Below are 23,278 nucleotides of genomic sequence, written 5' to 3'. Positions count from 1 at the left end.
CGGACCCGGGGTGCGCCTGCTCGGTATCGCCTACGCACGCGTTCCGTGCAGGGCGGTGCGCGCGACGCCGACGAAGTGCACGACCGACTCCCAGAACGGGGCGTAGCAGTCGTTGAACCGTCGGCCCGCGTCCTCCTCGCCGGCGATCATCGCGTCGAGCGCGCGGTAGTTGCCGCTGGTGGAGCGGCGCAGCCGGTCCGCGGCCGAGGCGACCTCCGGCGGGCCCTCCAGATCCGCCACCCAGACCCGCTGGCGCAACACCGCGTATTCGCCGCGCAGTCGGACCCGCAGCTCCCGCAGGGCGGCCAGACGTTCGTCGGGGTCGCCGATCTCGTGTGCGTCGGTCACCTTCCAGTACAGGTCACCCATGCGCTGGGCCTGTTCGATGAGGTCGACGTACGCCGCGCGGCGGGCGGCCCTGAGGCCGTCCGCCTGTACGGTCGCGGCGGCCGCGTCCGCCTGTATTCGGGCCGCGCGGGCGGTGCCCCGGCTGGTCACCCAGCTCGCGAGCACCGCGGTCGCGGCGGTCAGCGCGGCCACCCACAGCGTGCTGTCACCCATACCGAAGCCGTCCCCCCGTTCCTGTTCCCGAGTCCCCAAATCCCCTTTGCCGTCGCGTAGTTCGGCTTCGAGGTCACCGCAGGAGTCTGGCACGCAGGACACGATCTAGGTGTGGCGCGACGGTTCCCGGGTCTTCGTCAGATGTGCGAAGACGACGACATTGCTCTTGTAGCCGGACTGCCGGTCGTACACCCCGCCACAGGTGATCAGCCGCAGCTCCGGACGCTTTCTGGCGCCGTACACCTCCTGGCTGGGGAAGCGCGACTTCTCGTACACGCGGACGGCGTCGACCGTGTAGACGGCGGTACGTCCGTCGGCGCGCCGGGCCTCGACGAGTCGGCCGGGTTTCAGTGTGCTCAGGCCGGCGAAGACCGCGGGCCCGGTACGGGTGTCGAGGTGGCCGACCACCACGGCGGTGCCCGCCTCTCCCGGTGAGGGCCCGCCCTCGTACCAGCCCGCCAGATTGGGCTTGTCGACCGGCGGGGTGGTGAGCTGCTGACGCCGGTCGAGGCCCAGCCCCACGACCGGGGCCTCCAGACCGAGGTACGGGATGTTCAGGCTCGTGGGCTTGGACCGGGAGAGCAGTTGGGGCTGTTGCGGTTGCCGCGGCTGCTGGGGGCGTTGGGGCTTCTGGGCCTGTGGAGGAGGAGAGTGCGGCGGCCGGGATGGCCGGGGCGACGGGGACGGTGAGGGCGGTGGGGGCGGTGAGGACCGCGGAGGTGGCGGGGGTGGTGGATTGGGGCGGCGGACGGTGGGCTGTACGGGAGCGGGGGTGCGCCGGGGCTCAGGTGTCGCGGCGGCGGGCGGACCCGGGGACGCCTTCGCGTCCCCGGACTCCACCGCCGGGGCGGCGACCGGCCCTGCGGGCCGGCCGTCGTCCTCGGTCCACCAGATGCCGCCCATCACCAGAGAGAACGCCAGGACCGCCGTTCTCGTCAGGCGATAGGCACGCGTGCGGTACCAGGGCCTGGGCGCGCGCCTACGCGGCACCGTTGTTCCGGCGACGCAGCTGCCGGAAGTAGACGAAGCCGGACACGCCTACCAGGCCCACCGCTCCGGCCGTCGCGACCGCCGACACGGTGGGCGTCTCGGCGAGACCGCCACCGCCCGCGGGCACGGCGCCGTTGGGGGTCTGCGGCTTGGCGTCCGGCTTGGCCGCCGGCTTGCAGTCGACCTTGAACATCTTCTCCTTGCCCGCCCCCGCCCCGCCCACGGGCTTCCAGGTGAGCTTGTAGTCACCGTCGGGCAGCGCCAGCGTGTCCGTGTAGCCGGTGCCGATGGGGAGGTTGAGGGTGCCGTTGAGCGTGGCCGCCGCCGAGGCCGCCGGCTGTGGCTCGATGATGTAGGTGATCCCCGTGACGCCGACACCCTCGAAGTTGAAGGCGGCCAGGTAGAACTTGCAGACCTTCGTCTCGTCGCGCTGGTCGGTCGGGGACGTCGTCTCCGAGTGGATCTTGACGTCACCGCTGTCGGGGGCGGCGTAGGCGGCCGATGCCCCGAGGAGGGCGGTGCCGGCGAGGGCGACCGTGGTGAGGGCTGCGGCGCCGGTACGGACGCCGACGGAGCGGGTGAGCGGTGAGGCGGGCATACGAAGTCCTCCGAGCGGAATGATTGTCGTACAAATCGGTTCTGCACCCGACTCCCTTTCACATCCCGACGCCGGAAACGCGCCGCATCGCTGATACAGCGTCAGAGATCCCCCGTCCGGACCAACGATTCGGGGCTCGCGGCCGCTCCAACGCACCTGTCGTCCCACTCGGCGAAGGGGGCGCGGGGAACCGCGCGACCAGCCACGACACACCCGCGGATTCAACACGCGCCGGGTCCCTCGCGCCGACCCCCGAGACACCCCTGGCGACAGCCCCGACGTCGGCGCTTGTGCCGCGTGTCGCGCATCGCGGGCCGCAAGCCACGAGCCGCGACCCGCGCGTCGCGGGCTACGAGCCGCCGACCCGCGCGTCGGGCGTGGGGCCTCAGACGTCGGACAGCGGGGGCCGGGCCTCGCATGTCGGACGTCGTGCGTCAGGCGTCAGGCGTCAGGCGTCAGGCGTCGGTCGTCGGGCCCCGGTCGTCGGGCGTGGCGAACCGGCCGGCCTGCAGATGCCCGCACCCACGCCGACGCCGACGTCCACGTCCACGCCCATGCCCGTGCACATGCCCGCCGCTCAGGCGTCCGCGTGCCGCAGCCAGACGTAGTCGACCGGCTGCCCGGCGTTCCAGGCCTCGGCCAGTTCGGCGCCGACCGGTGCGAATCCCGCTCCCCGGTAGCAGCGCAGAGCGGCGGCGTTCTCCGGGTGGACCCGCATGAACACCTCCGAGAGGCCGGACAGCCGCGCCTCGGCGAGCAGACCCCGCACCAGTGCGCGCCCAAGGCCCCGCCCACGCGCCCCGGGCGCCACGATGATCCGCGCGAGCTCGACCTCGTCCTCCGCGGCATCGAGCCACAACTCCCCGTACGCGAAAGGCTGTTCACCGTCGACGAGAACACGGGCCGCCACATCCGGCTCGCCCTGCCACGCGGCGACGGCCCGCTCGGGTACGGGGAACTCCCGCAGCCCGCACCACATCAGCACCTCCGTGGCAGAGCGGGGCCAACTCGCCACCGAGGCCGCGTATGTGGAGTCGAAGGGGAGCAAACGCATGGTGGGTGTCCGTCCTCGCGGAAAGAGAGCCGGGGCAGTGTCAGGGGTCAGTACCAGGGCCCGCCGTCGTCGACCAGCACGGCTGCCCCGTCGAAGCGGCCCGCCTTGAGGTCCTTGAGCGCTTCCGGGGCCTGCGACATCGGGTACGGGTGGGTCGTGGCGCGCACCCGGTGGCGCTCCGCGAGGGCCAGGAACTCCCGTGCGTCGTCACGGGTGTTGGAGGTGACGCTGCGGATCTCCTTCTCGTAGAACAGCTCACGTTCGTAGTCGAGCGGCGGCACGTCACTGAGGTGGATGCCCGCGATCGAGAGGATGCCGCCCCGGTCCAGGGCCCGTAGCGCCACGGGCACCAGATCGCCGACGGGAGCGAACAGCACGGCGCTGTCCAGCGGCTCCGGCGGCGCGTCGTACGCCCCCGCCGCCGACGTGGCGCCCAGGTCGAGGGCCAGCCGCCGGGCGGCAGGATCCCGGGTCAGTACATGGACGGTCGCACCCTGGGCGAGCGCCACCTGGGCGCAGAGGTGGGCGCTGCCCCCGAAGCCGTACAGGCCGAGGCGTCCGCCGGGCGGCAGGGACGCGCGGAGCAGCGCACGGTGTCCGATGATCCCGGCGCACAGCAGCGGCGCCAGGGCGATGTCGTCGAGGCCGCCGGGCAGCGGGTGGGCGAAGGCGGCCGGCACGGTCGTGTACTGGGCGTAGCCGCCGTCGGTGTCCCAGCCGGTGTACCGGGAGGCCGGGCAGAGGTTCTCCGCCCCGCGCAGGCAGTACGCGCAGGTGCCGTCGGTACGGCTCAGCCACGCCACCCCGACCCGGTCGCCGACGGTGTGTCCGGTGACCCTCGCGCCCATCCCCGCCACCCGCCCGACGACCTCGTGACCCGGCGTCACCCGTGCCCGGCGCACCGGCAGATCACCCTCGCTGACGTGCAGGTCCGTGCGGCAGACACCGCAGGCGCCGACGCGGACGAGGAGTTCGTCGGGCCCCGGCACGGGGACCGGCTTCTCGACGAGCCGCAGCGGCCCGCTCTCGACCGGCCCCGGTTCGGCCACTTCCCAGGCGTACATCGTCGTCATGTAGTCCCCGCCGTCATGTCGTCGCCCCGCGGCTGTCCGCTCCGTTCTCCCCGCTCCCCTCCGCGCCGTTCGGTTCGATTCCGTTCAGCTCCGTTCCGCGAGGAGATTCCGGGCGATGCCCGGGAGCCTGCGGGTGGGCGCAGGCAACTCCTGACGAACCGCTTTCACCTGCCGAACCAGGTGTCGGACGGCCACGTCGTATTTCTGCGGGACAACGGAAAGGATCGTTGACGCGACCGTAGCGCGGTGCCAACGTGCTCGCACCAGTCTTCCCGGCCGGTCGGGACCCGGGGTGGCGTCGTCCGGACGCCGCCCGTTGCACGGCGCATCGAGCGAACGGAGGGCTTGTCGCCATGTCAACAGCCAGTGGAGACCCGACTACGGGGACGGCCGACTTCTCGGCGGCGCCCCTGGCCGACACATCCGTCCCCGAGGAGTGGGAAAGCGGTCAGGAGTCCGGCTGGGGCGAAAGCGCCACCGAAGCGAGCGGGACGGAACTAGGGAAGGACCGCGGTTCGGAACGAGGGACGGAACAGCGGCAAGCGTCCGTCGGCGGCCCGGCCGCGCGCGCCGAGTCCGGCGCCGCCCTCCCGGCCCACCGCCCCACCCGAGGCCGCTACCGCGGCAGCAGCAGCGGCTACGAACTGGACCTGCGCGTGGACGTCGACAGCGTCCCCGGCGGCCCGAAGGTCCTGAGGAAGGTCAGCGGGGACTTCTTCAGCACGGCCGGCGGTACGAAGGCGTACTTCGGCTCGTTCGTCGTGGACGCGCCCACCGTCTCCTGGAGCGGGACGCAGGTCGTCATCAGGGGCATCGCCACGTACACCTGGCAGACCGCGTACACGCTCGTGCGGGTCACCGTCCCGCGCAGCAGGACGAACCAGCGGCCGGGCGCCGCGACCGTCGAGTTCCTGCGCCCGCCGGGCCAGCTGGGCGCCACCTACGTCTGCCCGTACGTCTCGCCGTACTTCCGCACCGTCGAGTGGGAACAGGACTCCGTGACGGGGGCCGTGCCCTTCCTCTCGTACGACACCGGATCGCTTCCGCAGCCCGCCAACAGCCCGGCCCGGATCCTCACCGTGCCCCGGGCCTACGCCGAGGCCGGAATCGAACTGCTCGTGTCCGGCACCGCGAACGTCATCGCGAACAGCCAGAACGGCTGGACCAACACCGAACTGCACGGCGCCATGGAGACCAACTTCAGCCTCTGGCGCAACGCCCCGCAGTGGAAACTGTGGCTGCTGGTCGCCAGCAGCTACGAAGGCATGGCAGGCGTACGCGGCATCATGTTCGACGCCGCCGACTCCTTCCAGCGACAGGGCTGCGCGGTCTTCTACGACCTGATCCAGGGCGCGGACCCCGAAGCGCAACGCGCCATGCTGCGCACGTACGTCCATGAACTCGGCCACTCCTTCAACCTGCTGCACTCCTGGCAGAAGAACCTGGCCACGCCACCCGCCCCGCTCGGCGGGAACAACGGCTTCGCCGACCTGTCCTGGATGAACTACCCGCAGAACTACCAGCCGTTGAACGGGAACGGCGGTGCGGCGGCCTACTGGGGCGCCTTCCCCTTCCAGTTCACCGACAACGAGCAGATACATCTGCGGCACGGCTTCTACCGCGACGTCATCATGGGAGCCAACGCGTTCGCCACCGGTGCCGCCGACATCGAACCGGCGCTCTTCGACGAGCCCCTCACCGACGAGTCCGGCCTCCGCCTCGACCTGCGCGCCGACAAGAGCGGACTGTCGTTCGGCGAACCGGTCGTCGTGGAACTGAAGTTGGAGACGACCGACCTGCGCGGCCGGGCCACGCACAACCACCTCCACCCCGACGACGAACTCGTCAGCATCGCGATCCGGCAGCCCTCCGGACGCACCGTGCTCTACCGGCCGCTGCTGCGCCGCTGCGTCGACCAGGACCAGACCGTACGTCTGGACGCGGGCCGGCCCGCGATCTACAGCAGCGCCTACATCGGCTACGGCCGCGACGGGCACTACTTCCAGCAGCCGGGCACCTATCAGCTGCGCGCCGCCTATCTGGCCTCCGACGGATCCCGGATCGTCTCGCCGGTGCTGCGGCTCGACGTACGGCACCCGGTCAGCCAGTCCGACGTCCGGCTCGCCGAGCTGATGATGGGCGACGAACAGGGCAAGATCCTCGCCCTGCGCGGCTCCGACTCGCCGTCACTGCAGTCCGGCAACGACGCGCTCCAGGAGGTCATCGAGCGGCACGGCACACACCCCTTCGCCGTGTACGCGCGCCTCGCCAAGGGGCTCAACTTCGAGCACGAGTTCAAGAGCCTGACCCCGGACAAGACCGAGCTGACCGTAAGGCCCCCGGACCCCAAGTCCGGGATCGAGCAGCTCACCCAGGTCGTGAAGGTCTCCCAGCAGGGAAAGGGCGTCGACAACCTGACGCTCAACCTCGCCTCGCGGCGCCTGGCCCGTGCCTACGCCCGCCAGGGCGACCTCGAAGAGGCCAACTCCACGCTCGACCGGCTGGTCCGGCACTTCGACACACCCGCCTTCAAGGCGTACGTCAAGGACGCGGTGCGCGACCAGGTCGACACCACGAAGGCGCGGCTCACCGAGGAGTTCGGCGGCTGACCCGCACCCGGAAGGGCACTCACGGGACACCCCTCTGCCCGTGAGCGCCCTTCCCGGCCGACTGTGGCAGCATCGGGCGCACCGGCCCCGGCCCCCGGGAGACGGGGAGCCGGCGTCACGGGCCGGCGGTACGGGAAGGGAGCAGCCGGATGATCGACCTCGTCCTGTACGGGCCGGGCGGCCCTCAGCCCCTCGGCCGCCCGGCCACCGTGCGGGTGGAGATCCGCAACACCGGCGACCGTGACCTCTGGATCGCGGGAGTGCTGGACGGCTCCGAGAACGGACTGCGCCTTCCGCGCTATCTGCCGACCGTCACGCGTGCCGAGGCCAGTGGCGGGGGAGACGAGGACGGCGCCGTCGTGGCGTCCCCCGCTCCGGCCGAGGACCCCCTCGTCGGCCCCCTCCGGCCCACGGACCTGCGCAGGCTGGCACCCGGCGAGTCGTGGGACCCGGTCTCCGGCGCGGGCTGCCTGCCCCTCATGACCTTCGCGCACTTCGCCCCCCGGCGGCCCGGCCGCTACCGCTACGCCCTCACACTCGACACCGAAGCCGCCCGGCCCGAGGAATGGCTCGGTGGCTTCGGCGTGCCCGTCGGCGCCGCACGGGAGGAACTTCTGGCACTCGTCGCGCGCGTGCCTCGTACGAAGGTGGTGGCGGACCCGGTGGAGGTGGACTTCCGCTGAGCTGAGCGGAAGTCCACGGGCGGTCACACGCGGCCACCGGTCGGCCACGGTGATCCTGGGTCCTGGGTCCTGGGTGCTGGGCATCCCGGGTCACAGCAGGAAGAGCAGTTGTACGGCGACCAGGACGTCCACCACCGCGCACCACTCGGCGAACGTGGGGGAGACCACCTTGTTGAGCCTGCTGTGCCTGATGTGGACGAAGTCCCAGACACCGTGGAAGAACCAGCCGGCCGCCACGAGGTAGCGGCCCAGGTCCGGGTCGACCGCCAGACCCACGAGAGCGAGCGCGCCGAAGGCGAGCGTCCCCGCGGCCTGGATCCCGAAGGCGGCCCGCCCGTGCGGAGTCCCGCGAACGGCGCCCCACACCAGGACCGCCAGCGCGAGCGTGATCAGGGCGACGGGCTGCGAGACCAGGTCCTGCGCTCCCAGCGCCACCATGAAGGCCAGGCCGAGACCCAGCACCGGCCAGGCCGCCCGCCGCCTCCCGATCTGGTGGGTGATCACGTACAGCAGCGGCAGCAGGGGCAGCGCGTCCCCGAACGCACTCACACTGTCGGCCGGATCGCCCGAGCCGCCCCCGACCGACGTGAGGATCACGAGCGCGACGGCCAGGAGCGTCGGCCAGCGCGGCTTGAGCAGTTCGACGGGCCGCCACCACGTGGCCGCACCGTCCGGTGACTTGTCGGGTGCGCTGTCGGGAGCCGTGTCAGGGTCCGGGTCGGTGGGGACGGTCGTCGCAGTCATGGCAACTCCAGGTCATGAGGACGGTCGTGTCATGGGACCGCGGGAGGTGTGAGGGCTTCCGGCGACTCCACACTCCGCCGGTCCGTAAACCGCGAGTAGTGCCGAACCCGTATGCGGGCACGTGGAGTTGTCACCCGCGCGGATGACATCTGTCATGCCGGGACGGGCCGTGACGACACTCCGCCCCACGGGCCGGCTTCGGTGACAATGGCCGGATGCGGGACGGGGAGAACGCTCACGGGACAGGGCTGACCGGGCTCCGGCGCCATACGTGGTGGACCGTGCCGGGCATGGCCGTGTCCGTTCAGCTGCTCTTCGTCGGGGAGTGGGTCCTCGACCAGGACGTCGCGCTCCGGGCCCGGGTCCCGTCCGCCGTCGCACTCGCGGTCGAGGTGGTGGCGAGCATGGTGCTGCTCACCCGGCGGCTGACCCTGCTGCCCGAGGCGGGCGCGCGCCCCGCCGGACCGCCCATGGGATGGCTGGTCACCGCGGGCGCGGCCGGGGCTGTACTGGCGACGTGCGCCCTCGCCGTGCGCAACTACGGACTGTGGGCGGTGGCGCCCGCCACGGTGGTCGCGATCGTCGCGACCTACCTCTCGCCGGACGGCAGACGGCCGCTGATCGCCGGTGCCGTGCTCTTCGCGCTCCTGCCCGGCGCCGTCGTCAGCCTGGCCGCCGGCGACGGGGAGTTGGCCCACGCCACGCTCTTCCCGGCCGGGCTGGTCGCGTTCACCGCCTGGGTCATGCTCGGCCCCCTGTGGGCCTGGGACACCGCGCGGCGGCTCGACGAGGCGCGGCGGCTGGAAGGGGAACTCGCGGTGAAGGACGAGCGGCTCAGGTTCGCCGCGGACCTGCACGACATCCAGGGGCATCACCTTCAAGTCATCGCGCTGAAAAGTGAGTTGGCGGCCCGGCTGGTGGCCGCCGACCCGGGGCGCGCCGCCGCCGAGATGAGGGAGGTGCGGCGGCTGGCCGCCGACGCGCTGAGCGACACGCGGGCCGTGGTGCAGGGCTACCGGCGGACGACCCTGGACGACGAGATCGCCAACGCGACCCGGGTACTGGCCGCCGCGGGCATCGACGCGCGGACGACCTTCGAACCGGCGACGGCCGCCACCGGACTCGCCGAACCCGCCCGCCATCTGCTGGGCCTGGTGATGAGGGAGGCCACCACCAACGTGCTCAGGCACAGCCGGGCCCGGCACGCGGAGGTCGACTACCGCGTCACCGGCGGACTCGCCCGCCTGCGGGTCGGAAACGACGGCGCCGACCAGCCCCCGGACACCGCCCGGGGCACCGGGCTGCACTCACTCCGAGAGCGACTGCGGGCCGCCGAGGGCGAGTTGACCTGGGACCGGGACGGCGAACACTTCGCGGTCACGGCCGTCCTGCCGACGGGGCCGGTCACAGGGGCCGGTCCGGCGAAACCGGAGAACGGAGCGGCACGTTGATCCGCCTGCTGATCGCCGACGACGAGGACCTGCTCAGAAGCGCCCTGGTGGCCCTGCTCGGACTGGAACAGGACCTCACCGTGGTCGCCGAGGCCGCCACCTCCGCCGACGCGGTCCGGCTGGCCCGTGACCACCGCCCCGACATCGCGGTCCTCGACCTGGAGATGCCGCCCACCGACGGACTGCGTGCCGCCGAGGAGATCCGGGCCGAACTGCCCACGCAGATCGTCCTGGTCACCCGGCACGCCCGCCCCGCCGTGCTGCGCCGCGCCCTGGCCGTCGGCGTCCGCGGGTTCGTCCCCAAGACCACCTCGGCGGCCGTGCTCGCCGGAATCATCCGCGACATCGCCGCGGGCCGCCGTTACGTCGACCCCGACATCGCCGCCTCCGCGCTGACCGAGGACGACTGTCCCCTCACCGACCGCGAGTTGGAGGTCCTGCGCGCCGCCCGCACCGGAGCCTCGGTCGTCGAGATCGCCGCCACGGTCCACCTGGCCCCCGGCACGGTCCGCAACTACCTCTCCGCCGCCATGTCGAAGCTGGGAGCACCGACCCGGCACGCCGCCGCCCATCACGCCTGGCAACAGGGCTGGATCTGACCACGACCACGACCATGCCCACGACCCTGACCGTGACGACGGTCAGGACCGGTACAAGGGGCAGGACCACGCCGGGACCGGGACCTCGCCCGGGATCAGGTCCGGCCCGCCGGTCGTGCCGACGACTCCACCAACGACACGGTGAACGGATGCGTGGGCGCCACGAGGATGTCCCGGGCCGGTCCCTGCTCGACCACCTCCCCGCCGTCCAGCACGGCGATCCTCGCGGCGAGCCTCGCCGTGTCGAGGTCGTGGGTGATGAGTACGAGGGAGAGGTCGTCGCGCTCGCGGAGCAGCCCGGCGAGCAGGTCGAGGATGCCCCGGCGGGTGACGGTGTCGAGCCCGGAGGTGATCTCGTCGCACACCAGGACCCGCGGCCGTGCGAGCAGCGCCCTGGCGAGCGCGGCCCGCTGGAGCTCGCCCCCGGACAACCGGGCAGCGGTGCGGGCCGCCAACTCGCCCGTCAGGCCGAGGCTGTTGAGCGTGTGCGACGCCTCGGCCCGGGCGTCCGAGGCGGACAGTCCACGGAGCCGTACCGCCGTCCGGGCCACCTGGTCGAGAACCGGCCGGTGCTCGTCGAAGGAGGCGCGCGCGTCCTGGAAGACGTACTGCACGGCCGCGAGCCGCTCCCGCCCCCGGTCACGCAGACTGCGGGGGAGCGGGACCCCGTCGAGCAGCACCTCTCCCTCGTACGTGCGGTGGAGTCCGGCAAGACAGCGGGCGAGGGTCGTCTTGCCGCTGCCCGAGCGGCCGAGTACGGCGAGGCATTCGCCCGGGTGCACGGCGAGTTCCGGGACGCGCAGTACCTCGACGCCGGGCCGGTGGCGGGCGCGGAGACCTCGGACCCGCAGCACGGCCTCCGGGCGAGGCCCACTCGGAGCTACTTCCGACAACGACGTCTGTTCCACGAGCAGTTGACGCGTCCAGGGATGTACGGGAGCCAACCACACCCGCTCCGTCGGGCCGGACTCCACGACCCGGCCGTCCCGCACGACCAGTACCTCGTCGGCGAGCGCGCGTACCGTCTCCAGGTCGTGGCTGAGCAGGACGACCCCGATCCCGCGCGCGGCGACCGCCCTCAACTCGTCGACGACCCGGCGCTTCGTGAGCGCGTCCTGACCGGTGGTGGGCTCATCCGCCACGACGACCCGGGCCCCGAGCAACAACGCCTGGGCGAGCACGACACGCTGCTGCTGGCCGCCCGAGAGCTGATGCGGAAAGCGTCGCAACAGCCCTGCGCCGTCTGGTAGCTGGGCCGCCTCCAATGCTTGCAGCACACGCTCCCGTATCGCCGAGCGCCGCTCACGGCGAGGCACCTCGCGCACCTGGCCGCGCGCGATGTCGTGCAGCAGCGCACCGACCCGCCGCGCCGGATTGAGCACCGCCGCCGGATGCTGCGGGACGTAGCCGACCAGCGCCTCCGCCACCCGTACGGAGCCGGTGACGCCCGCGCCCGGCGGGAACTCGCCCAGCAGCGCGCGCCCCGTGGTCGTCTTCCCGCTGCCGGAGGCCCCGACCAGCGCGGTCACCTTCCCGGGCAGCACTCGCAGACTCACCCCGTCGACGATGCGTCTGCCACCGACCTCCACGGTCAGCCCCTTGATCTCCGCGACCGCGTCCGGCCCGCCCGCTCCGATGAGCCTGCTCGGCCCACTCGTTCCGCTCGACCCGCTCATGAACGCGGCCCCTTTCCGAGTACCGCGTCGAAGAGCAGATTGCAGCCCATCGTCAGTGCCACGATCAGCAGCGCCGGGACGACCACGGCCCAGGGCTGCACGAACAGCCCCGTCCGGTTGCGGTCCACCATCACCGCCCAGTCGGCCGCGTCCGGTGCCACCCCGATGCCCAGGAACGCGGCCGTGGCCACCAGATACAGGACACCGGTCAGCCGTACCCCCGCGTCGGCGGCGAGCGGGCGCAGGATCGACCGCCCGACATGGCCCACGGCGATACGCCACCACGACTCGCCCTGCATCCGAAGCGCCTCCACCGCCGGCCGCGAGGCCACGTCCGCGGCGGCGGCCCGGACGATCCGCGCGGCGTCCGGGATGTTCACGAGCGCCACCAGCAGCGCGAGCCCGGTCGCCCCGGGTGAGAACACGGAGGCCACCAGCAGGATCATCAGCAGGGAGGGCACGGCCAGCAGCACGTCCAGCGGCCGCATCAGTGTCTCCTCCAGCCAGGTTCTGTGGGTCAGCGCGCTGATCAACCCGAGCGGCAGCGCCACGAGGTACGCCAGCGCCGTCGCCGTGAGCGCGACGACCACCACGGGCCGGCCGCCCAGCAGCACCTGCCGCCACACGTCCCGGCCCACGAAGTCCGTGCCCAGCCAGTGCCCGTCGCCGAGTGTGAACGAGGCGGCCCGAGGTCCCGGCCCTCCCGCGATCAGCGGCCCGCACAGGGCGAGAACGAGCGGCACACACATCAGGACGGCCCCGAGCGCGTAGCGCATCGGCGGCAGCCTCCTGCGAGCAGATCTCACGCGGCCACCTCCGCCCGCGGCGCGAACCGGTGGGCGACGAGGTCGGCCCCCAGGTTCAGCACCACCGTGACTACCCCGAAGACCACCGCGAGTCCCTGCACCACGGGCACATCCCGCTCGGCCACGGCGTTCATCAGCACGGTCCCCAGACCGGGGATCACGAACAGGGCCTCGACCACGATCACTCCGCACAGCAACCAGTCGACGGTACGGGCGAGTTGCTGGGCGGCCGGCGCGACCGCGTTCGGTAGGGCGTGCGCGTGCCGGACCCGGGCGCCCGGAATCCCGTACCGCATGGCCTGTGCGACGTACGGCGAGGCGAGCGCGTCGATCATCCCCGCGCGCACCAGCCGGGACAGCGAGCACACCGGGCGGGAGAGGAGGACGAGTACCGGCAGGACCAGGGCCGCCGGATGAGCGAGCAGATCCGTGCCGTAGCCGACCGCCGTCGGCGGCAGCCAGTCGAGCCGCAGCGCGAACACCGTCACGAGCAGCACCCCGAACGCGAACTCCGGTACCGCGTAGACCCCGAGCGTCACCGCGCTGACCAGCCGGTCCACGAACCGCCCCTCGAACCGCGCGGCCAGCACCCCGAGCCCGACCCCGAGCGGCACCAGCAGCACCACGGTGAGCGAGGCGAGCAGCAGCGTCGGCCCGAAGGCACCGGAGATGTACGAGGTGACGGGCCGCCCCGAAGCCAGCGAGGTGCCGAAGTCCGCGTGCAGGAGCCCGCTCGCCCAGTCACCGAGCCGTTCGTGCGCGGGGCGGTCCAGGTCCATCGCCTCACGGATGGCGGCGATCCGCGCCGGGTCCGGCTGGTCTCCGGCGAGGGCCACCGCCGCGTCGCCCGGCAGCGCTTCGGTGAGCGCGAAGACCAGCAGCACCACGGCCACGGTCTGCGCACCGCCGAGCAGCAGCCGCCGGGCGGCCCAGGTACCGAGTCCGCTCACGCCAGCCAGACCTTGTCGAACCGCGCCCAGTCGAGCGTGTTGGCGGGTGCCTTGCGGTCAACTCCCTTGACACCCTTGGCGGTTCCGATGATCCAGTCGGCGAACCCCCACACCAGGAAGCCGCCCTCGGCGTACAGCCTGCGCTGCATCCGCCCGAACACGGCGGCGCGTTCCTTTTCGTCCTTCGTGGACTGCGCCTGCTGGTAGAGCGCGTCGAAGTCCTTGTGCTGCCACTTGGTCGCGTTGGTGGTGGAGCCGGTCAGGAGCCGCTGGGAGATGTGCGACTCGATGGGCATGGCTCCCGAGCGGTAGCAGCACAGGGTTCCGGAGTCGAGGATGTCGGCCCAGTACGAGTCCTTGCTGCCCATCTTCACGTCGACGGTGACGCCGGCCCGGGCGGCCTGGTCGCGGAAGATGCTCGCCGCCTCGGTGAACCCGGCGGCGACGGCCGAGGTGTCCAGGGTGACCTTCAGCTTCCCGGCGCCCGCCTTCTTCAGGAGGGAGCGGGCCCGGTCGAGGTCCTGCTCGCGCTGGGGCAGCCCGTCGGCGTAGTACTCGTACCCCTTGCCGAAGAGGTCGTTGCCGACCACACCCGCCCCGGAGAGTGCCCCGTCGACGAGTTCCTGGCGGTCGGCGATGAGGAAGAACGCCTCGCGGACCCGCTTGTCGTCGAAGGGTGCCCGGTCGGTCTTCATGGCGAAGGCCTGCATGGCGCTGTTCCGCAGCCGCACGATCTCGATCTGGCCCTTGCCCTCGTGGGCGCGGGCGGTCGTCGGGTTCAGCTCGTGGGCGTACTCGACCTGTCCGCCGAGCAGTGCGTTGACCCGCGCGGACTCCTCGTTGGCGACGACGAACTCCACCTCGTCGAGGTGCGGGGCGCCGTCCCAGTGGTCGTCGTTGCGGCGGAAGACCGCCGAGCGGCCCGGTGCGAACGACACGAAGCGGAAGGGTCCGGAACCGACCGGCTTCTTGTCGAAGTCGGCCGCCGAGGACCCGTCGGGAACGATGTACGCGCCGAACGCGGCCAGCACGTTGGGGAATTCGGCGGTCGGCCGCTTGAGCACGAACTCCACGGTCCGCTCGTCGACGGCCCGGCTCGCCTTCAGATCGATGGGTTCGAGGGACGCCTTGGCACGGAACGCCTTCTCGGGGTCCGCGATCCGGCGGTAGCTGAACAGGACGTCCTCGGCGGTGACGGGCTTCCCGCTGTGGAAGTCCGCCTTGCGCAGGGTGACCTTCCAGCGGTCGAGCCCCGCGTTCGGCTCCCAGCCGGACGCCAGGCGGGGCTGGGCGGAGAGGTCGTCCCCGTAGTCGGCAAGTTTGTCGAAGAGCGCCTTGGCGCGGGCCACGTCGGCGAACAGGTTGGCCAGGTGCGGATCGAGCGTCTCGCTCGCGCCGCCGCCCGCGAAGGCGGCCCGGAGCCGCCCGCCGCGCCTCGGCTTCCCGTCACCGCTGTCGCCTCCCTGGCCGGAGCCGCCCGATCCGGAGTCGTCCGAGTCGCCGCAGCCGACGAGAGCGAGGGCGCCGATACCGGAGGCCGCCGTGAGAAAGCCTCTGCGACGGAGGCCGGGATGGTCCTGCATGCGGATGTCCTTGCTGTGTGAGGTGTGAGGTGTGAGGTGTGAGGTGTGAGGTGTGAGGTGTGAGGTGTTGGGTGTTGGGTGTCAGGTGTGAGATGGGGGGCGGTGCGGTCAGCCGTCGAGGCGTGCCACCACGTGCAGCCGGTCGGCGTCGGCCGCCGTCCCGGGCAGGTCGCCCTCCTGCCAGGGCGGTTCGGTACGCGGCCCCGGACCGTCGTGCAGCGCCAGCACGGTGAAGCCGTGCGAGGTCAGGAAGTGGCGCAGTTCCTGCGGGAGCAGCAGCCGCCATGCCGAGAACTGTTCGACGGGAGGCGAACCGTCGTCGGCGGTCCACGTGCGGGTACGGCGCAGGAGTTGCGCGGTGCGGTCGATGCGCAGGGTCGTCGCCGAACGGTAGGAAACGCCCTGCCAGGAAAGGGTGTTGTGCCTCGGCGTGTTCAACAGGTCGTTCCGGCCGAGGAAGTAGGCGCCGTTGCGCATCTCGGCGACCAGGAGCCCGCCGGGAACCAGACTGCGGCGGCAGGAGGCGAGAAAACCGTCGAGGTCGTCGTTGGTGTGGCAGTACAGGAGCGAACTGTCCAGGCACACCGCCGCGTCGAACTCCCCGTGGCCCAGGGAGAAGTCCCGCAGATCCGCGCGCACATAGCGCGGGCCCGGGTGCCGGTCGCGGGCGTACGCCAGCATCTCCTCGGAGAGGTCGGCGCCGACCACCGACCGGCCCGAGCCGTGCAGACGGGCCGCGTCGCGTCCGGTACCGCATCCCAGGTCCAGGACCCTCGGCCCGGCCCCGTACCGGCGCAGACAGTCCTCGGCCCATCGCCCGGCCAGCCGCTCGGGATCGGGGAACCTGGCCTCGTACAGTTCCGGGTTGTCCGTCAGCAGATTGCCGCTCGTCATACCGTCGCCTCCACGGCAGGGGCGGGGCGTACGGGCAGTGCTCCAAGGCGCCGCAGCCAGGTGAACCCGGCCGCCGAGGCCAGCCCGAACACCACACAGCATGCCCAGGGCAGCCAGGCCGCGTCCTGCCGGTCCCCGGCGTCCATGGCCCAGCCCACGACCGTGTTGCCCACGGCCGCGGCGACCCCCGACACCATGTAGAAGATCCCGAAGTAGGTGCCGGTCAGCTCCGGCCTGCCGAAGCCCGGGATCAGCTCCATCACGAAGGGCTGGGCGACCATGACTCCGACGTAGAGGAGCAGGGCGCCCACGAGGACGGGCACGACGTGCCACACCTCGGGGGAGCCGGCCCCCGACACCAGCATCGGCGGCAGGAAGGCCAGCCCCATCAGGGCCAGTCCGACCCCGATGGCGCGTCTGCCGTACGCCTTCAGCGCCCGGGTGAGCCGCATCTGCAGCGCGAGATTGGCGAGCGTGCCGACAAGGAAGACCAGTCCGGCCGCGCCGTCCCAGCCGGTCGCCCGGCGGGCCCCGTCGGGCAGCAGCAGGTACAGCTGGTTCTCCAGGGTGAACATGCCGACCATGGCCAGTGAGAAGGCGAGGAACGCGCGGTTGCCGACCACCTCGCGCCAGTCCGCGAGCACACCGCCCGAACTCGGCGGCACGGCCCGCGCGGGCAGTACCAGCGCCTGCGCCACGGTGAGCACCGCGAAGATCCCGGCGGCGGTGAGCGCGGACGCCCGGAAGTCGACCAGCAGCAGAACGCTGCCGAGCAGCGGCCCGACCAGCGCCCCGGTGGTCGCGAAGACGTTGAACAGCGCGAACGCCTCGGCCTTGCGCTCGCCCGCCTCCTGCGAGAGATACGCCCGCACGGCAGGGTTGAACAGTGCCCCGGCGAGCCCGCTCAGCACGGACGCGGCCAGCAGCACCACGAGCCCGTCGCCGAGCGCGAACAACGCGAAGCCCGCGGTACGTACTGCGCAGCCGGCGATGATCACCCCGCGCGCCCCGAGCCGGTCCGCGGCCGAACCACCGATGAGGAACAGCCCCTGCTGGCTGAGGTTGCGCACCCCGAGCACGATCCCGACGACGGCCGCCGACATGCCCAGGTCCTCGCCCAGATGCGTGGCCAGATAGGGGATGAGCAGATAGAAGCCGGTGTTGACGCCGAACTGGTTGACGAGGAGGAGCCGGATCGCGGGCGAGAAGCCGCGTATCTCGTACAGCGTCTTCACGGCCTGCCCGCCGATCCCGCGTGCCACTCCCGCGGGCCGTTCGCCCGAGCGACTCTCTCCCGTACGCCGAGTCCGGGCAGGCCACTCGCCCGTACGACTCCGTCGGCGCCGCCGATTCCGGTCCACGGGTCGTCGGCGAGCAGCAGATGCCCGTCGAGGTCGGCCCAGCGGGCGCGGTCGGCGAGGTGCACCGCGGGGGCGAGGCCGAGCGTGCTGGCGGTGAGGCAGCCGAGCATCAGCTCGGTGCCGCTCCCGGCGATCGACTCGGCTATGCGGACGGCCGCTCGGGGGCCACCGCACTTGGCGAGCTTGACGTTCACCCCGTGCACCCGGCCCGCGAGACGGCGTACGTCTTCGAGGCAGACTGCGTCCTCGTCGGCGATCAGCGGCAGCGGTGAACGCTCCGCGAGCCGCGCCAGGGCCTCCGGATCACCGGGAGCGACGGGCTGTTCGATGGCCTCGACGCCCAACTCGGCGTACCGGGGTATGAGTTGGCGGGCCTGGTCGGGTGACCAGGCGCCGTTGGGGTCGAGCAGGAGCCGGGCGCCGGGCGCTGCGGCACGGATGGCGCGTACGCGGTCGAGGTCTTCCTCGGGGTCCGGGGCGCCGGCCTTCACCTTGATGAGGACGAAGCCGGCGTCGGCGAGTGCGCGCGCCTGGGCGGCGGCGTGCGGGGCCGGGACGATGCCGATGGTGCGGGCGGTGGCGGCGCTCGGGGCGACTTCGGCGCCGCTGTTGGTGCCGCCGCCTTCGGTGATGCCGCTGTCGGTACCGAGGAGTTGGTACGCGGGGGCGCCGGCCCGCTTGCCGCACAGGTCGAGGAGCGCGGCCTCCACGGCGGCGGTCACCGCGGGAGGCCGCCCGTCCGGCGGTCCGTCCTCCGCGGACCACTCGCGCAGCGCGCTCTCGGGGTCGGGAAAGCGGCCCAGGTCGCGGCCGGACTCGTACAGCTGCCATTGCAGGGTGTCGGCGTCGAGGCCGTAGTAGACGCTGGTGACGGCCTCGCCGTGGCCGTGCAGGCCTTCGTGCTCGATCGTCAGCCAGACGGCGTCGCGGGAGGCCATTGTCGAACGGGATATGCGCAGCGGCTCGGCGAGTACGAGCCGTACGGTGCGCAGGGTGGCCTTCACGGGCTCCCTTCCAGGGTGAGCAGGGGGTTTGTCACCGGCCGGCTGGCCCCCACCGGGCTCGTGACCGGGTCGGTCACCGTGGTGCAGCGGACCCAGCCGGTGGCCTCGACGGCGCGCGGATGAGGGATCTCGACGGGGCGGGTCGCGGCGGTGGCCGGGTCGAGGCCGTGGGCCGCGGCGAAGTCGTCGTCGTAGACCGAGCCGAGATAGCGGTGGGGGCCGTCGGGGAAGACCGTGGCGACCACGGCGCCAGGATGGACCCGGGCCGCCCACGCGGAGACCAGCGCGACCGCCCCCGTACTCCAGCCTCCACTGACGAAGCTGCCGCGGGCCAGCCGCCGACAGGCGTCCACGGCCTCGGCCGGACCCACCCAGTGCACCTCGTCGAAGGCCTCGTAGTCCACGTTGCGCGGATGGATGCTGCTGCCCAGGCCGCGCATCAGCCGGGGCCTGGCGGGCTGGCCGAAGATGGTGGAACCGGTGGCGTCCACGCCGATCAGGCGCAGCCCCGGCCAGTGCCTGCGCAGCGGCCCGGCGATCCCGGCACTGTGGCCACCCGTACCGACGCTGCAGACCAGCACGTCCAAGTGGTCGAGCTGGCAAGCGAGTTCGGCGGCGAGCGAGGCGTAACCGGCGATGTTGTCGGGATTGTTGTACTGATCAGGCCAGTACGCGTCCGGCAGCGACCCGAGCAGCTCGCGCAGCCGGGCCAGCCGCGCCGCCTGCCAGCCGCCCACACCGGCCGGGCGGTCGACGAGTTCGAGACGGGCTCCGTAAGCGCGCAGCAACTGCCGCATGGACGGTTCGAGTTCGGTGTCGCCCACGAGCACGATGGGGTGCCCCAGCGCCTGACCCGCGAAGGCGAGACCGATGCCGAGTGTCCCGGAGGTGGACTCCACCACCGGTGCGCCGGGCCGCAGTTCACCCCGGTCGCGGGCGCCGAGCAGCATGGACACCGCGGCCCGCGCCTTCATGCCACCGGCGGCGAGGCCTTCCAGTTTGGCCCAGAACCCGGGCTGTGGGCACGGCAGATCGGTGGTCACCCTGGCCAGTGGAGTGCGGCCGAGCAGGGCGAGCAGATCGGGGTTGGCTGCGAGGGGGCGCAGCGCGGCCGTGGTCACAGTGCGACCTCCGTACGGCCGTAACGGTGGATGACACCCGGACCGCCGTCGAGCCAGAAGAAGGGGTACGGCTCCGCGCACACCGCGCTGACTCCGGCACCGAGGAAGAGCGGCAGGACGGCACTGCCGGTCTGCGCGAACATCACCAACTGCTTCCCGCCGCGCAGGGCGTGCTCCCGCAGTGGCTCGAAGGACCCGTTGCCGAGGGTCATGCCGGAGGCCAGCACGGCGTCACAGCTGCCGAGTTCGGCGTGCGCGTCGGTCGCGACCCGCTCGCCCCACTCCGTCGTGCCGCCCTTGAGGTCACACGGTATGTAGGGGATTCCGCGCGAACGCAGCGCCTCCAGCAGGGAGTTGACGACACCGACGACGAGGACGGTCTGACCTGGTCCGACGTCCAGCAGTTCCACGACGGCCCGCGCCCGTGCCCGGGACTTCTCCAGGGAACTCCCGGCGGGCAGCGGACAGGGAAGTGCCCCGTTCTCCGGCGTGTGCGGACGTACATGCATCAGGTAGGCGTCCAGCGCGGCCACGCGGACCGACGCGAGCGGATGCTCCAGCAGCCGCGCGACGTCGGCCCCGGCGCAGTCGTCCACCGCGCCGTCCGGCAGCGCGCCGGGCTCGACCGCGCACGAGCCGACCGCCCGGCCGAGGCGCAGACTGAGCACCTCGTTGCGATAGCCGCCGCGGCGCCCGTCGTGCCGTACGGCCTGACTCGTGGTGAACGCCACCGCGACGCGCAGGCCCTGAGGGTCCGGACCCAGCTCGCAGGCGAGAACCCGCCGCACGAGATCGTCGTACGAGACCGGTGCCGGTGCCGGTGCTCGTGCTGGTGCTGGTGTGGGGGTGAGTGTCGATCCGGACCCGGACCCGGACCCGGACCCGGACCCGGACCCGGATGCCGGTGCTGGTGTTGGCGCCGGGGCCCTCATCGGGTGGACACCCGGGGCCGCAGCCCGGACAGCAGGGACTCGACGCGGGCTCGCGCTCCCAGGCCCTCGGCGTCGCCCGCCATCACATGTCCGAGGTACTCGTTGTTGCTGCCGGCGACCTTCACCGCCCGGCCCGGCTCGGCGAGCTGGACCTCCAACACGTCCTGCGCCGAGTGCACTTGGCCGGAACCCTCGATCGACTCCAGTGTTCCCCCGATGTCCGGCACGAGGAAACCCACGGCCGCGCTCCGCAGCCCGGTGGCCCGTCGTCGTAGGTCGGGGGTGCGGTCGAGAGCCACGTCCACGCAGGCGGCGGCCAGGTCGATGCCGGTGACGTGCCGGACGAGCTCGGTGATGCGGTTTCCGGCCGGGCGCGGGTTGACCTCGACGACGCGAGGTCCGGCGGCGGTCAGTCTGATCTCGGTGTGGGCCACGACGGAGTCCAGGCCGAGCGCCTTGATCGCCTGCACCGCGGTGTCCTGGGCGGCCTCCACGTCCGCCGGGCCGAGGTCGGCGGGGAACATGTGGCCGGTCTCGATGAAGGCGGGCGCTCCGCCGAGGCTCTTGTCGGTCACGCCCACGACATGGGTCGAACCGGCGAACGACACGGTCTCCACGCTGACTTCGGGGCCGTCGAGAAGCTCTTCGAGGAGCAGCACGGGCGCCCGCAGCTGACCTCGGGCGTTGAGCGGGAAGTCGGCGACCGCCCGGCAGGCCTCGGCGAGCTCGCCCTCGTCGTCCACGCGCCGCACGAACATGCCCGCGCAGAGGTCGACGGGCTTGACCACCAGCGGGAAGCCCAGCTCCCGCGCGGCCTCCTCGGCCGCGGCCCGGTCCGCGCAGACGGCGAACCGGGGGCCGGGGACACCGGCCTCACCGAGTACGCGACGGGTGGTGTCCTTGCGGCAGGCGTTCTCCACGGCCTCGGGCGTCGGCCCGGGGAGCCCCAGCCGTGCGGCGATCCTCGCCACGGTGGGCAGGTAGTAGTCGCAGGACGTGACCACCCCGTCGAACCCGAGTGCCTCGCGCAGGCGCTCCACCTCCGGGAGCAGGGACTCGATGTCGTTCGTCTCGGCGGTCAGTACGTTGCGGGCCGCGAGCAGGGGATGGGCCGTGCCCTCCGGTGCGGAGCGCAGATAGTGGTGCAGGTCCCGGGTGAGGAAGGTGAACTCGTGCCCGCCCTCCCGGATCGCCCGCGGCAGCAGTCTGCTCATCGACCCGACCCAGCTTTCGACCACCAACAGATGAGCCACAACTCCCCTTTCGCGCACTTCGGTTGGGCTTCAGGGCACGCCAGGGGCACCCCACGAGGGGGTGCGGACGACGTGGCCGACGCACACGCTATCGACAATCATTTTCATTGTCATCTGGTGGCAGGTTTTTATTGCCGCCCCGGCAAAAACAGTTGGACCCGACGTGCCCCGCTCACCGCGATCCGTCGGGCGTCGGGTGCCGGGCAGGGCGTCGGGCGTCCGGAGTCGGCGAAAACCGTTGGACACGCGCGAACCGCGGATCTAGCCTCGGCCGCTCCGGGTGCCCGGGTGCCCCGGGTGCCCGGGTGTCCGAGCGCCCAGGTGTCCGGGTGTCAGGTCCGGGTGCCTATGGGCATCCAGGTGTCCGAGTGATGGTCCCTGTCGAGTGAGGTGCGGGAGATGACGGTGCAGACGAGCGCGGCCGCGTACGACGGGCTGCGTACTCCAGCTCCCATGACAGAGCGCATGACCTCCTCGGACCGAAGGAATCCCAGAAGTGGATCTGCCACGTAGCTTCACCGTTCGCGAGAGCGGACACCGCATTCACAACCCGTTCACCAGCGAGAAACTGGCCACCCTGGGCCGGGCCCTCGACCCGGCGCCGGGCACCCGCGTGCTCGACCTCGCCTGCGGCAGCGGCGAGATGCTGTGCACCTGGGCGCGCGACCACGGGGTGACCGGCACCGGGGTGGACATCAGCACCGTGTTCCTGGCGAAGGCACGCGCCCGCGCCGGGGAACTCGGCGTCGCCGACCGCGTCGCGTTCCTGCACGCGGACGCCACGGGCCATGTCGCCGACGAGCCCGTCGATATCGCCGCGTGCGTCGGTGCCACCTGGATCGGCGACGGGGTGGCGGGCACCGTCGAACTCCTGCGCCGGAGCCTCGCCCCCGGCGGGATCATGCTCGTCGGCGAGCCGTACTGGCGCCGCGAACCCCGGGACCGGGCCACCGTCGAGGGCTGCCACGCGGGCAGCAGGGACGACTTCCGGTCGCTCCCGGAGCTGATCGAGCAGTTCGGCGGCCTCGGCTGCGATGTCGTGGAGATGGTTCTCGCCGACCGGGACAGCTGGGACCGGTACGTGGCCGCGCAGTGGCTCAGCACCCGGCGCTGGCTGGACGCCCACCCCGACGACGAACTGGCCGACGAGATGCGTGAGGAGCTCGCGACCGGGCCCCTGCGCCATGTCCGGTACCAGCGCGAGTATCTGGGCTGGGGCGTTTTCGCGTTGATGAACCGCTGACGCGTGCCGGGTGTGCCGGTCGGGTGGGCGCACGCGCGCACCGACGGGCTCACTCGGCTCGGCACCGCGCACCGGTTCGGCGCCGCGTCGTTG

General features: G+C 72.2%; 22 protein-coding genes. 5 read left to right on the top strand and 17 right to left on the bottom strand.

Translation table 11 applies throughout. From position 1 onward, the window contains the following. Positions 1-30: 30 nt before the first annotated feature. The 5 genes from OHS59_RS05875 to OHS59_RS05855 form a co-directional block, all read right to left on the bottom strand. Positions 31-561: a hypothetical protein gene (locus OHS59_RS05875; RefSeq protein ID WP_328492328.1), complete on the bottom strand. Its 531-nt coding sequence runs from the start codon at positions 559-561 to the stop codon at positions 31-33. 105 nt (positions 562-666) lie between these two features. Beyond that, positions 667-1,464 (bottom strand): class F sortase, encoded by a 798-nt coding sequence (locus OHS59_RS05870; RefSeq protein ID WP_328492327.1) that lies wholly within the window; start codon positions 1,462-1,464, stop codon positions 667-669. Between the two features lie 76 nt (positions 1,465-1,540). Beyond that, entirely contained in the window at positions 1,541-2,149 is a 609-nt protein-coding gene (locus OHS59_RS05865) for a hypothetical protein (protein ID WP_328492326.1), read from the bottom strand. Between the two features lie 577 nt (positions 2,150-2,726). Continuing rightward, positions 2,727-3,203 (bottom strand): GNAT family N-acetyltransferase, encoded by a 477-nt coding sequence (locus OHS59_RS05860; RefSeq protein ID WP_328492325.1) that lies wholly within the window; start codon positions 3,201-3,203, stop codon positions 2,727-2,729. A gap of 47 nt (positions 3,204-3,250) precedes the next feature. Further along, on the bottom strand, positions 3,251-4,267 hold the full coding sequence (locus OHS59_RS05855; RefSeq protein ID WP_328499068.1) for a zinc-binding alcohol dehydrogenase family protein: 1,017 nt from the start codon (positions 4,265-4,267) through the stop codon (positions 3,251-3,253). Positions 4,268-4,629: 362 nt separating this feature from the next. Here OHS59_RS05855 and OHS59_RS05850 point away from each other — a divergent pair, with 362 nt between their 5' ends. Further along, positions 4,630-6,885, top strand: coding sequence for a tetratricopeptide repeat protein (locus OHS59_RS05850; RefSeq protein ID WP_328492324.1), 2,256 nt, complete (start codon positions 4,630-4,632; stop codon positions 6,883-6,885). Between the two features lie 149 nt (positions 6,886-7,034). Further along, on the top strand, positions 7,035-7,568 hold the full coding sequence (locus OHS59_RS05845) for a hypothetical protein (RefSeq protein ID WP_328492323.1): 534 nt from the start codon (positions 7,035-7,037) through the stop codon (positions 7,566-7,568). 90 nt (positions 7,569-7,658) lie between these two features. Here the strand turns inward: OHS59_RS05845 and OHS59_RS05840 are convergent, their stop codons facing one another. Beyond that, positions 7,659-8,312: a hypothetical protein gene (locus OHS59_RS05840; protein WP_328492322.1), complete on the bottom strand. Its 654-nt coding sequence runs from the start codon at positions 8,310-8,312 to the stop codon at positions 7,659-7,661. Between the two features lie 290 nt (positions 8,313-8,602). Here OHS59_RS05840 and OHS59_RS05835 point away from each other — a divergent pair, with 290 nt between their 5' ends. Beyond that, positions 8,603-9,763 (top strand): sensor histidine kinase, encoded by a 1,161-nt coding sequence (locus OHS59_RS05835; protein WP_328492321.1) that lies wholly within the window; start codon positions 8,603-8,605, stop codon positions 9,761-9,763. After that, on the top strand, positions 9,760-10,362 hold the full coding sequence (locus tag OHS59_RS05830) for a response regulator transcription factor (protein WP_328492320.1): 603 nt from the start codon (positions 9,760-9,762) through the stop codon (positions 10,360-10,362). Before OHS59_RS05835 ends, OHS59_RS05830 begins: the two co-directional genes overlap by 4 nt. Before the next feature lie 95 nt (positions 10,363-10,457). Here the strand turns inward: OHS59_RS05830 and OHS59_RS05825 are convergent, their stop codons facing one another. From OHS59_RS05825 to OHS59_RS05775, 11 genes are all read right to left on the bottom strand, one after another. Continuing rightward, positions 10,458-12,038 carry an ABC transporter ATP-binding protein gene (locus tag OHS59_RS05825; RefSeq protein ID WP_328492319.1) on the bottom strand — a complete coding sequence of 527 codons (1,581 nt, stop codon included), beginning with the start codon at positions 12,036-12,038 and terminating at the stop codon, positions 10,458-10,460. Further along, the gene (locus tag OHS59_RS05820) at positions 12,035-12,814 is read right to left on the bottom strand and encodes an ABC transporter permease (protein WP_328499067.1); all 780 of its coding nucleotides are present in this window, start codon (positions 12,812-12,814) and stop codon (positions 12,035-12,037) included. Before OHS59_RS05820 ends, OHS59_RS05825 begins: the two co-directional genes overlap by 4 nt. Before the next feature lie 26 nt (positions 12,815-12,840). Next, positions 12,841-13,794: an ABC transporter permease gene (locus tag OHS59_RS05815; RefSeq protein ID WP_328492318.1), complete on the bottom strand. Its 954-nt coding sequence runs from the start codon at positions 13,792-13,794 to the stop codon at positions 12,841-12,843. Beyond that, the gene (locus OHS59_RS05810; protein WP_328492317.1) at positions 13,791-15,377 is read right to left on the bottom strand and encodes an ABC transporter substrate-binding protein; all 1,587 of its coding nucleotides are present in this window, start codon (positions 15,375-15,377) and stop codon (positions 13,791-13,793) included. Before OHS59_RS05810 ends, OHS59_RS05815 begins: the two co-directional genes overlap by 4 nt. A gap of 108 nt (positions 15,378-15,485) precedes the next feature. Next, a complete protein-coding gene (locus OHS59_RS05805) occupies positions 15,486-16,271 on the bottom strand; it encodes a class I SAM-dependent DNA methyltransferase (protein WP_328492316.1) in 786 nt (261 codons plus the stop codon). Further along, positions 16,268-17,506 carry an MFS transporter gene (locus OHS59_RS05800; RefSeq protein ID WP_328499066.1) on the bottom strand — a complete coding sequence of 413 codons (1,239 nt, stop codon included), beginning with the start codon at positions 17,504-17,506 and terminating at the stop codon, positions 16,268-16,270. Before OHS59_RS05800 ends, OHS59_RS05805 begins: the two co-directional genes overlap by 4 nt. Next, positions 17,503-18,636: a dipeptide epimerase gene (locus OHS59_RS05795; RefSeq protein ID WP_328492315.1), complete on the bottom strand. Its 1,134-nt coding sequence runs from the start codon at positions 18,634-18,636 to the stop codon at positions 17,503-17,505. The genes OHS59_RS05800 and OHS59_RS05795 overlap by 4 nt, the downstream gene beginning before the upstream one ends. Continuing rightward, entirely contained in the window at positions 18,633-19,757 is a 1,125-nt protein-coding gene (locus OHS59_RS05790; RefSeq protein WP_328492314.1) for a PLP-dependent cysteine synthase family protein, read from the bottom strand. Before OHS59_RS05790 ends, OHS59_RS05795 begins: the two co-directional genes overlap by 4 nt. Then, on the bottom strand, positions 19,754-20,545 hold the full coding sequence (locus OHS59_RS05785) for a Rossmann-like domain-containing protein (protein ID WP_328492313.1): 792 nt from the start codon (positions 20,543-20,545) through the stop codon (positions 19,754-19,756). The genes OHS59_RS05790 and OHS59_RS05785 overlap by 4 nt, the downstream gene beginning before the upstream one ends. 140 nt (positions 20,546-20,685) lie before the next feature. Continuing rightward, the gene (locus tag OHS59_RS05780) at positions 20,686-21,942 is read right to left on the bottom strand and encodes an ATP-grasp domain-containing protein (protein ID WP_328492312.1); all 1,257 of its coding nucleotides are present in this window, start codon (positions 21,940-21,942) and stop codon (positions 20,686-20,688) included. Between the two features lie 332 nt (positions 21,943-22,274). Then, a complete protein-coding gene (locus tag OHS59_RS05775; RefSeq protein WP_328492311.1) occupies positions 22,275-22,409 on the bottom strand; it encodes a hypothetical protein in 135 nt (44 codons plus the stop codon). 29 nt (positions 22,410-22,438) lie between these two features. Here OHS59_RS05775 and OHS59_RS05770 point away from each other — a divergent pair, with 29 nt between their 5' ends. Then, positions 22,439-23,185 carry an SAM-dependent methyltransferase gene (locus tag OHS59_RS05770; RefSeq protein WP_328492310.1) on the top strand — a complete coding sequence of 249 codons (747 nt, stop codon included), beginning with the start codon at positions 22,439-22,441 and terminating at the stop codon, positions 23,183-23,185. Positions 23,186-23,278 lie beyond the last annotated feature (93 nt).

The organism is Streptomyces sp. NBC_00414, assembly GCF_036038375.1.
Classification (GTDB): domain Bacteria; phylum Actinomycetota; class Actinomycetes; order Streptomycetales; family Streptomycetaceae; genus Streptomyces.
The sequence above is the reverse complement of the archived record's forward strand: the minus strand, read 5'-3'. Positions and strand labels throughout refer to the sequence as shown.